This is a genomic window from Streptomyces sp. (assembly GCF_036566765.1).
Taxonomy (GTDB): domain Bacteria; phylum Actinomycetota; class Actinomycetes; order Streptomycetales; family Streptomycetaceae; genus Streptomyces.
Map to the genome: position 1 here is coordinate 1 of NZ_DATCVQ010000334.1, position 10,427 is coordinate 10,427.

The following is a 10,427-nucleotide window of genomic DNA, read 5'->3' on the forward strand; positions in this document are numbered from 1 at the left end:
GGGCGGGGTGCTCGGCGAGCGGCGAGCTGAGCCCGTCGACGTGCAGCACGCGGTGGTACGCGAGGAGCAGCGCCCGCGTGGTCTCGCTGCCGGCGGCCGCCCAGCGCCCCGCCGCGTGCTCCTCGTCGGCGCGCTCGAGCCGCGCGACGTACGCCTTCGTCAGATGCCGCGGCACATGCCCCTTGGCGAGCCGAGCCTCGGCCCCGTCCATCAGAATGTCCGCCCTGACCCGCGGATCCCGCACCCGCTGCCCGGCCGCCCCGAGCACACGCTCGGCCACCAGCGCCCGCTCGGAGTGCGCCATACGGGATATGGCCCACTGCGCGATGTTCGCCAGCCGTTCATCGGGTATCTGGGGTGTCGGCACTGTGCAGCTCCACGGTCCGGGTACAGGACATGGACCGTACGGATTATCTCACCTGTTCGGAACCCCCTGGCGGGTGTTCGAACCCGCCCGGCAAGGGTTGTGGGCCCATGTCCGACCGGTGAAATCAGGGCGAGAACTTCCAGACGAGCATGAGATGGACACCGTACACAGAGGACACCAGGGTCGCCGCCGCGAGCAGCAGGTACATGGTCGCGGGGCGGGCCGCCGCGAGGGCCCGTGCCATCGGGATGAGCAGCGGGAACGCGGGCAGCAGGAACCTCGCCTTGGAGTGGAAGTAGCCGGCGCCCCCCACCGCGATGAGCAGGAGCACACCGGCGTAGACGAGCAGAACGAGCGGCTGCCGCTGCTGCACGCAGACGACGAACAGCACCAGGGCCGCTATCACGGTGGCGGCGCCTACGGCCGTGTTCAGATTGAGCGGCGTCTTCAGGAACACGTCGGCGATGCGGTGGAGCGTGAAGCTGCCGCCGTCGAAGGTGCTGCCCCATTTCTCCTGTACGTCGAAATAACCCCGCCAGTCGCCCGCGCGGTGGCCGACCCATGCGAACCAGGCGAACCAGCCGAGCGGAGCGACGGCGACGGCGGCCAGCAGCGGGCCGGGCCGGACCGACCGGTCCCGCTTCCCGAAGCGGGACGAGAACAGGGTCCACAGAGCGGCGAGCACGACGGCGGCGACGACGGCGGATCCGGACGGCCGGGTCAGTCCCGCGAGGCAGGCCAGTACTCCGGCGGCGACCCAGCGGCGGGTGAGCGTCGCGTAGAGGGACCAGGCGGCCAGCGCGGTGAACACCGGCTCCGTGTACGCCATGGACTCGACCACGGCGTGCGGGACGATGCCCCACAGGACCGCGGCGATCACACCGGCCCGGTGGCCGGCCACATGACGGGCGACGGCGTAGACGCCCCAGGCGGCCAGCAGCGCCGCCGTGACGGATATCCCCCAGGCCACCTGGCCGACCGGCAGCGGGAGGAGCGAGGAGGCGCCCCGGACCAGCCCGGGATACAGCGGGAAGAACGCGTAATTGCACAGCTCGCCCTGGACGACGCAGGAGTCGGGCCTGAGTTCCGTGTAGCCGTTCTGGGCGATGTGCAGGTACCAGGCGGTGTCGAACCGGGAGGCGAGGAGCGTGCCGAGACTCGGTCCGTCCTCCCCGGCGCGCAGCGCCACGGCGACCACGCCGACGAGCCGGACCAGGGCGTACGCGGCGAGCGCGGGCCAGGCCCGGCCGGCGGCGGCGCGTACGCGGGCGGGGTACGAACCGGCCGGCCGGCCGCGGCGGGAGCGTGGCGCGTCCACGGGGGGCGCCGGCGCGGGGTGCGTCCGTGTCTCGGACATGGGAGGTCTCTCTGCTGCTCTGTGGAGGTGTACGAAGGCTCAGCTGTGCTGGGAAGGCGTACGAAGGCTCAGCGGCGCCCGGGGAGGAGCCGGCGGGCGCGGCTTCCGATGCCCCATGCGGTGACGCGCCACAGCGCCTCGATCACGATGGCGCGGCTCATCTTGCTGTCGCCCCGCTCCCGCTCGACGAAGGTGATCGGGACCTCCCGCACCGTGAAGCCGGACTTCACCGTGCGCCAGGCGAGGTCGACCTGGAAGCAGTAGCCCTGCGAGGCGACCTCGTCCATGCCCAGGCCTTCGAGGGTCTGTCGGCGGAACGCCCGGTAGCCGCCGGTGACGTCCTTGATCGGGACGCCCAGCAGGACGCGGGAGTACAGGCTGCCACCGCGGGACAGGAACTCCCGCGACTTCGGCCAGTTGACCACCTTGCCGCCCGGGACCCAGCGGGAGCCCAGTACGAGGTCGGCGCCGGGCAGTGCGTCGAGGAGCCGGTGCAGCTCCTCCGGCTGGTGGGACCCGTCGGCGTCCATCTCGACCAGCACGTCGTAGCCGCGCTCGATGCCCCAGCGGAACCCGGCGAGATAGGCGGCGCCGAGCCCTTCCTTGCCCCGGCGGTGCAGCACATGGACGTGGTCGTCCGAGGCGGCGATCTCGTCGGCGATCTTGCCCGTGCCGTCGGGGCTGTTGTCGTCGGCGACCAGGATGTGCGCCTCCGGGACCGCGGAACGCACCCGGTCCACGATCACCGCGACGTTGTCGGCCTCGTCGTACGTCGGGATGATCACCAGTACCGGGCCCAGAGGCCCCCGCGCCTGCCGGTCGTCGTCCGTCACTGCACCTTCACCTCATGGTCGGGCCGGCTCGACCGGATGGTCAGGCGGGCTTCACGGAATCTACATCGCACATGCGAGCGGGCTGATGCCATGGCCCGGTTTGACCCGCAGGACCGCGCCTCGTAACCTTGACCGTCGGCGTGTCTATGTGCGCGCCAACCACTGAGCAACTCACCTCCCGGGCCGCTGTGCGGCATGGGGGAGGCCGCCTGTGCATTCTGCTGGGTCGGCTGGCTTCAGGGGTCCCATCGAGCGAGAGAGAGATCCGCGTGTACGCCATCGTGCGCAGCGGTGGTCGCCAGCACAAGGTTGCTGTCGGCGACATCGTTGAGGTTGACAAGATTTCCACTGCCAAGGTCGGCGACACGGTCGAGCTCTCGACCCTGCTCGTGGTCGACGGCGAGGCCGTCACCAGCGACCCGTGGGTCCTGGCCGGCATCAAGGTCGAGGCCGAGGTCGTGGACCACCACAAGGGCGCCAAGATCGACATCCTGCGCTACAAGAACAAGACCGGCTACCGCCGTCGCCAGGGTCACCGTCAGCAGTACACGGCGATCAAGGTCACGTCCATCCCGACGGCCGCGAAGTAAAGAGGGACTGAGCAATGGCACACAAGAAGGGCGCATCGTCCACCCGGAACGGTCGCGACTCCAATGCCCAGCGGCTCGGCGTGAAGCGCTTCGGCGGTCAGGTCGTTCTCGCCGGTGAGATCCTCGTCCGCCAGCGCGGCACCCACTTCCACCCGGGCACGGGCGTCGGTCGCGGTGGCGACGACACGCTGTTCGCCCTGCAGCCCGGCTCGGTGCAGTTCGGCACCTTCCGCGGTCGCAAGGTCGTGAACATCGTTCCGGTCGCCTGATCGGATCACTGCGGAGGCGGACCTCGCTTCCCACACGGATTTCCTCCGTGCGGGAAGCGGGTCCGCCTTTCGCGTGTTAAGCAGTAGACATTCCCGTATGTATCTGGAGGAACAACCATGACCACCTTCGTGGACCGCGTCGAGCTGCACGTCGCCGCGGGTAACGGGGGCCACGGCTGCGCCTCCGTTCACCGGGAGAAGTTCAAGCCGCTCGGCGGACCGGACGGCGGCAACGGCGGCCGTGGCGGCGATGTGACCCTGGTCGTCGACCAGGCGGTCACCACGCTGCTCGACTACCACCACTCGCCGCACCGCAAGGCGACCAACGGTCAGCCCGGCGCCGGCGACAACCGCTCCGGCAAGGACGGCCAGGACCTCGTCCTGACCGTGCCCGACGGCACCGTCGTCCTCGACAAGCAGGGCAATGTCCTCGCCGACCTGGTGGGACAGGGCACCACCTTCGTCGCGGGCCAGGGCGGCCGCGGCGGCCTCGGCAACGCCGCGCTCTCCTCCGCCCGCCGCAAGGCCCCCGGCTTCGCGCTGCTCGGCGAGCCCGGCGAGGCGCGGGACATCGTCCTGGAGCTGAAGACCGTCGCCGACGTGGCGCTGGTCGGCTACCCGAGCGCCGGCAAGTCCTCGCTGATCTCCGTCCTGTCGGCCGCCAAGCCGAAGATCGCGGACTACCCGTTCACGACGCTCGTCCCGAACCTGGGCGTGGTCACGGCCGGTCAGACCGTCTACACCATCGCCGACGTCCCCGGCCTGATCCCCGGCGCGAGCCAGGGCCGTGGCCTGGGCCTGGAGTTCCTGCGGCACGTCGAGCGCTGCTCCGTGCTCGTGCACGTCCTGGACACGGCCACGCTGGAGTCCGACCGCGACCCGGTCTCCGACCTCGACGTCATCGAGGAGGAGCTCAAGCAGTACGGCGGTCTCGAGGACCGCCCGCGCATCGTCGTCCTCAACAAGATCGACATCCCGGACGGCAAGGACCTCGCGGAGATGATCCGCACGGACCTTGAGGGTCGCGGTTACCAGGTCTTCGAGGTGTCGGCGGTCGCCCGTACCGGCCTCAAGGAGCTCTCCTACGCGCTGGCCGAGATCGTCGCCAAGGCGCGTGCGGCCAAGCCCAAGGAGGAGGCGACCCGGATCGTCATCCGCCCGAAGGCGGTCGACGACGCCGGCTTCACCGTCACCTACGACGAGGCCGAGGACGTCTACCGCGTGCGCGGCGAGAAGCCGGAACGCTGGGTCCGCCAGACCGACTTCAACAACGACGAGGCCGTCGGCTACCTCGCCGACCGCCTCAACCGCCTCGGCGTCGAGGACCAGCTGATGAAGGCCGGCGCCCGCGCCGGCGACGGCGTCGCGATCGGCTCCGAGGAGAACGCGGTCGTCTTCGACTGGGAGCCGACGATGATGGCCGGCGCCGAGATGCTCGGCCGCCGCGGCGAGGACCACCGCCTCGAGGCCCCGCGTCCGGCCGCTCAGCGCCGCCGGGACCGCGAGGCGGAGCGGGACGACGCGCAGCGTGAGTTCGACGAGTTCGACCCGTTCTAAACCGCAGCTCCAAGGGCCGGTCGCTTCGGCGGCCGGCCCCTCGTGCTGTGTGATCGGTCACGACGGGACGCGGCGGCCACGGGCTCAACGCCCCTGCCCACGCGGTGAACACAGCGTGTCCTGACGATGTGGGGCCGTCGGCGTCCGCCTTGCGAGACGGTCACGGAGAGTGCGACCATCACACGGTCCCCCAGTCGTCGCAAGGTAGGTCGTTCTGTGTCTGTGCCGCATGAAGCCAAGCCCCGCACCACGGCAGTCGTCCTGGCCGGCGGAACCGGCCAGCGCGTCGGCCTCGCGATCCCGAAGCAGTTGCTGAAGATCGCCGGCAAGGCTGTCATCGAGCACACGCTGACGATCTTCGAACAGGCCGAGTGCGTCGACGACGTGATCGTGCTGATGGCCCCGGGTTTCGTCCCCGACGTCGAGAAGATCGTCGCCAAGGCGGGCCTGACCAAGATCACCCGGATCATCGAGGGCGGCGCCACCCGCAACGAGACGACCGAGCGCGCCATCGCCGCCCTGGGGGAGGGCCTGGCGGACGGCGAGGAGCTCAACGTCCTGTTCCATGACGCGGTCCGTCCGCTTCTGTCACAGCGTGTGATCAAGGACTGCGTCGACGCCCTCGACCGCTACCAGGCCGTCGACGTGGCCATCCCGTCCGCGGACACGATCATCGTGACCCGCACGCACGGCGAGGACGGCGAGTTCATCACCGACGTCCCCGACCGCTCCCGGCTCCGCCGCGGCCAGACCCCGCAGGCGTTCAAGCTCTCCACGATCCGCCGCGCCTACGAGGTCGCCGCCGGCGACCCCAACTTCCAGGCCACCGACGACTGCAGCGTCGTGCTCAAGTACCTGCCCGACGTGCCGATCCACGTCGTCGCGGGCGACGAGTACAACATGAAGGTCACCCAGCCCGTCGACGTCTTCATCGCCGACAAGCTCTTCCAGCTGGCCTCCGCCTCCGCCCCCCGCCCCGCAGACGAGGCCCGCTACCGCGAGCTCCTCGAAGGCCGCACCCTCGTGGTCTTCGGCGGCTCGTACGGCATCGGCGCCGACATCGCCGCGCTCGCCGAGCAGTACGGCGCCAAGGTCTACGCCCTGGGCCGCTCCACCACCGGCACCCACGTCGAGAACCCCGAGCACATCGACCAGGCGCTGACCACGGCGTACTCGGAGACCGGCCGCATCGACTACGTGATCAACACCGCCGGCGTGCTCCGCATCGGAAAGCTCGCGGAAACCGACAACGCGACCATTCAGGAAGCGCTGCAGGTCAATTACCTGGCACCGGTCCAGATTGCCCGTGCCTCGTACAAGTACCTGGCGGAGACCAAGGGCCAGCTGCTGCTCTACACCTCTTCCAGCTACACCCGCGGCCGCGCCGAGTACAGCCTTTACTCGTCGACCAAGGCGGCCATGGTGAACCTCACACAGGCCCTCTCCGACGAATGGGCCGGCGACGGAATCCGGGTCAATTGCGTCAACCCGGAGCGGACCGCGACCCCGATGCGCACCAAGGCCTTCGGCCAGGAGCCGGCCGGTACGCTGCTCTCCTCCGAGGCCGTCGCCCGCACCTCGCTCGACGTCCTGCTCTCCGATCTGACCGGTCACGTGATCGACGTCCGGCAGCAGGACCCGACCCGCGAGGCGTCCGAAGCGTCCGGGTTCGAGCAGGCGCTGGCCGCCGTCCTGGACCGCCAGGAAGATGTGTAATACTCGCCAGATGTGTTTTATCGGGCCTCTCCAGTAGCCAATGCGCCACTGCAGAGGCCCGAGTTCGTGAAGGTCCGTTTCATCGGATTTCCCCCCATGTTTGATGTGAATAAGCTGCACCCCCCCTCTGGAGCAGGTTCTTCGTGATTTCGACCGCCATTCGCCTGGCGCGCGTGGGCAGCAGGTCAGAGCTGGCCGCCGCTCTGCTCATGGCGCTGGGGTATCCGTGCGTTCTCGCCGGTGCCCTGATGCCCAACATCTGGCTGTTCGCCGGCGCGAGCGCCGTGACCTACGCCGCCGACCGCTACCTGCACCACAAGGGCAGTTACCTGGTCGACCGGCTGGCCAAGGTCAGAGCGGGCCTGCCGATCCGTTTCCTGGTGCGCCAGCTCCTGCTGATCCTGCTGCTCGCCCGCGAGAACCTCGCCGAGCAGCCGATCTTCTACGCCGCGGTCGCCTGCTTCCTCCTCTTCTACGCCCTCCAGGCCCCGCAGGGCGCGCTCACGACCCTGATCCGGCTGCGCCGCACCATGCCGGTCGTCACCCGGAACGTCGACCTGCACGCCCTGCGGATCGCCGACGCGCCGCCGAAGGCCCTGCTGAACCGCTCCGGCGAGAAGATGCTCCACCTGGACATCCCGGCGGTCGCGGGCCTGCTGTGGGCCGCCGCCACCGGCCGCACCCTCGTCGGCTTCATCGGCATCGGCATCACGCTCGGCCTCGGCCTGCTGTACGTCCTGCTCCTCGTCCCGTACCTGCGCCGCCGCCGCCTCGTGCCGTCCGCGCCCGCCGTGATGAAGGCCGTCAGCAACTGGCTGCGCGAGTACCAGCCGACCGTCGTCCTGTACTTCTCCGGCTCCGACGCCTCCGCGTACCAGGTCAACATGTGGCTGGACACGATGGAGCAGGTCGACGGCCGCCCGCTGATCGTCATGCGCGAGCGGACCCTCGTCCCCAAGCTCGCCGCCACCGACGTGCCGATCATCTGCGTGCCCGGCGGCACGCACATGATGAACCTCGACCTCTCCTCGGCCCGGGTCACCCTCTACGCCGCCAACACCGGCAAGAACATCCACATGCTGCGCGTGCCGACCATGAAGCACGTCTTCATCGGCCACGGCGACAGCGACAAGCTCGCCAGCGTCAACCCCTTCTCCAAGGTGTACGACGAGGTCTGGACGGCCGGCCGGGCAGGCCGCGACCGGTACGCGCTCGCCGACGTCGGCGTCCGCGACGAGGACATCGCCGAGGTCGGCCGCCCGCAGCTCGCGCCGATCAAGAGCTGGACCGGGGCTCCGAAGAACCCGATCCCCACGATCCTCTACGCCCCCACCTGGGAGGGCTGGGACGCCAACCCCGGCAACACCTCCCTGCTGCTGGCCGGCGAGAACATCGTCCGCGCGCTGCTCACCGCCGAGAACCCGGTGCGGGTCATCTACAAGCCGCACCCCTTCACCGGCCTGGTGAACAAGAAGGCCAAGGCCGTCGACGAGCGCATCCAGAAGATGATCGCCGAGGCCGCCGCGGCCCGCGCCGCCGAGCCCCGCTGGACCGGGGAGGCGACCGCCGCCCGCGCCGGCCAGGAGACCGCCCGCGCCGAGCTGACCCGCATCGAGGCGCGCCTCGCAGTCCTGGAGAGCCCGTTCCGCAAGGGCGGCGACGAGTCGGAGGAGTCGCGGGTCGCGCTCGCCGACCCGGAGCGGCTGGCCGAGACCCGACGGCTGCGGGCCGAGTGGAACGACGCGTACTGGCGCTCCTTCGGCTGGTGGGAGCACAAGGTCGTCACCGGTTCCCGGCCGCAGCTGTACGACTGCTTCAACGAGGCCGATGGAATGGTTTCGGACATTTCCAGTGTGGTCTCCGACTTCATCGCGAGCGGCAAGCCGTACGCGGTCACGGACTCGGCGGAACTGGGCGCGGAGGAGTTCAAGCGCCAGAACACCGCCGTCCGCGCCGCCATCGTGCTGACCAACTCGGCCGCCGAGCTCGGCCAGTTGCTCGACGCGGTCGCCGACCCGGCCGCCGACACCCTCGCCGACGCCCGCCAGGACCTGCGCCGTTACCTGCTCGGCCCGGACGAGCCCGCTTCCATCGACCGCTTCAACGCGGCGCTGCGGACGCTCGCGGCCAAGGCCGAGGCGCGCAACGCCGGCCTTGCGCAGCGGCTCGCGGAGCAGCCGACCGCGCCGGAGATCGACCGGGAGGCCGAGGACTCCCTGGAGCCGGAGGAGCGAACCCCGGCCGCCCGCTGAGGCACGATCCCCGACGCGTTCCCGCGCGTTCGCGCACGTGAGAAGGCCCGCGAACACTGTCCGACAGTGTTCGCGGGCTTTTGTGCGCACGGCGGCCCGCGTGCCAGACTGCGCGCTCTCCCTGGCGCCCCGCCGCCTCTCGTAGCTCCGCCGCAGCAGTAGGTGCCGATGACCGAAATCCCCACCCCCGACGTCACTGTGATCATCGGGGCGTACGAGGCGATGCCGTATCTAGTGAAGTGCCTCGAATCCGTGGAGAACCAGACGATCGGCGCGGACCGCGTCGAGATCGTCGCCGTCGACGACGGCTCCACGGACGGCACGGGGGAGTACCTCGACGAGTTCGCGACCCGCAGCAAGGTCCGCACCCGCGTGGTCCACCAGGCCAACTCCGGTGGCCCCGGCGGCCCCCGCAACACCGGCCTCGAACTGGCCGAGGGCCGCTACGTCTTCTTCCTCGACGCCGACGACCACTTCGGCGAGGAGGCGTTGGAGCGCATGGTCGCGATGGGCGACCGGGCCCGCACGGACGTGATCCTCGGCAAGGTCGTGGGCGTCGACCGCGGTGCGCCCAAGTCGATGTGGGGCGCCACCGTCGAACGCGCCGACATCCACACGTCCAACGTGAAGTTCACGCTCAGCGCGCAGAAACTCTTCCGCCGCGAGCTGCTCATCCGGCACGGCATCCGCTTCGATACCTCCATGCGGACCGGTGAGGACGCGCTGTTCACGATGGAGGCGTACCTGCGGGGCAACGGGGTCTCCGTCGTCGCCGACCACACCTGCTACTACCTGGTGGGCCGCGACGACGGGAAGCACATCACCAAGACCGGGAACTACGACATCCGGTTCCTGTCCGCACAGCGGCTGATGGAGCTGATCGCCGCGCACGAACGACCGGGCAGGAAGCGGGATCTGCTGATGGTCCGGCCCTTCGCGACCACCCTGCTGCCGCAGTTCGGCCACGTCCTGCTCCGCCAGGACGAGGACACGCTGCGGCACAAGCTGGAGCTCGCCGCGCCGCTGATGCGGCAGTACTGGACCCCCGGCGTCGCCCGCCTGTTCAAGCCCGAGGACCGGCTCCGCCTCACCTGCGCCGCGCTGGGCAAGGGGGCGGAGCTGACGGAGATCCTGGAGTTCCTGCGCGCGCGGCGGAAGCCGGAGACGGTCGCCTCCCTCGGCCGCAGATACCTGGCGCTGCCGTACTTCCGCGACCGCGCGGCGGGCATCCCTGACGCCGCGTACGAGATCGTGGGCCCGCCGCTGCACCGCCGCCTCCGCCGCAAGGCCCGGCGGCTGGCGGGGGCGGTGCGGCGGCGGCTGGTGGGGTCGGGGACGTCGGGGGGCTGAGGGGGCTCAGGCCCGGTCGGGCTGCGCCGGTGCGCTCGCGTTCGGCTGGGGTGCGGGCGAGGCCGTACGCGGCTCCGACGGAGCGGTACGCGGCTCCGACGGGGCGGTGCGCGGCGCCGGTACCTGTCCCGTACGC

At 70.3% G+C, this 10,427-nt stretch carries 8 protein-coding genes and 1 pseudogene; 6 read left to right on the forward strand and 3 right to left on the reverse strand.

What is annotated here, in order from left to right:
* The 3 genes and pseudogenes from VIU94_RS19610 to VIU94_RS19620 form a co-directional block, all read right to left on the reverse strand.
* Positions 1-367: pseudogene (locus tag VIU94_RS19610) on the reverse strand (glycosyltransferase family 1 protein); the annotation flags it as partial.
* A 124-nt stretch (positions 368-491) separates the two neighbouring features.
* Positions 492-1,724, reverse strand: coding sequence for a glycosyltransferase family 39 protein (locus tag VIU94_RS19615; RefSeq protein ID WP_331913129.1), 1,233 nt, complete (start codon positions 1,722-1,724; stop codon positions 492-494).
* A 68-nt stretch (positions 1,725-1,792) separates the two neighbouring features.
* Positions 1,793-2,557 carry a polyprenol monophosphomannose synthase gene (locus VIU94_RS19620; protein WP_331913130.1) on the reverse strand — a complete coding sequence of 255 codons (765 nt, stop codon included), beginning with the start codon at positions 2,555-2,557 and terminating at the stop codon, positions 1,793-1,795.
* A gap of 269 nt (positions 2,558-2,826) precedes the next feature.
* On the opposite strand from VIU94_RS19620, the gene rplU reads away from it, so the two are divergent.
* The 6 genes from rplU (at position 2,827) to VIU94_RS19650 (ending at position 10,291) form a co-directional block, all read left to right on the forward strand.
* Positions 2,827-3,147: a 50S ribosomal protein L21 gene (gene rplU, locus VIU94_RS19625; protein ID WP_331913131.1), complete on the forward strand. Its 321-nt coding sequence runs from the start codon at positions 2,827-2,829 to the stop codon at positions 3,145-3,147.
* A gap of 14 nt (positions 3,148-3,161) precedes the next feature.
* The gene (gene rpmA / locus VIU94_RS19630; RefSeq protein WP_331913132.1) at positions 3,162-3,416 is read left to right on the forward strand and encodes a 50S ribosomal protein L27; all 255 of its coding nucleotides are present in this window, start codon (positions 3,162-3,164) and stop codon (positions 3,414-3,416) included.
* A gap of 117 nt (positions 3,417-3,533) precedes the next feature.
* Complete coding sequence (gene obgE, locus VIU94_RS19635; protein ID WP_331913133.1) at positions 3,534-4,973, forward strand: GTPase ObgE; 1,440 nt, start codon at positions 3,534-3,536, stop codon at positions 4,971-4,973.
* A gap of 216 nt (positions 4,974-5,189) precedes the next feature.
* Positions 5,190-6,689 (forward strand): SDR family NAD(P)-dependent oxidoreductase, encoded by a 1,500-nt coding sequence (locus VIU94_RS19640; protein WP_331913134.1) that lies wholly within the window; start codon positions 5,190-5,192, stop codon positions 6,687-6,689.
* Between the two features lie 143 nt (positions 6,690-6,832).
* Complete coding sequence (locus VIU94_RS19645; protein WP_331913135.1) at positions 6,833-8,941, forward strand: CDP-glycerol glycerophosphotransferase family protein; 2,109 nt, start codon at positions 6,833-6,835, stop codon at positions 8,939-8,941.
* Between the two features lie 168 nt (positions 8,942-9,109).
* Positions 9,110-10,291: a glycosyltransferase family 2 protein gene (locus VIU94_RS19650; RefSeq protein ID WP_331913136.1), complete on the forward strand. Its 1,182-nt coding sequence runs from the start codon at positions 9,110-9,112 to the stop codon at positions 10,289-10,291.
* The last annotated feature ends 136 nt before the right edge of the window (positions 10,292-10,427 follow it).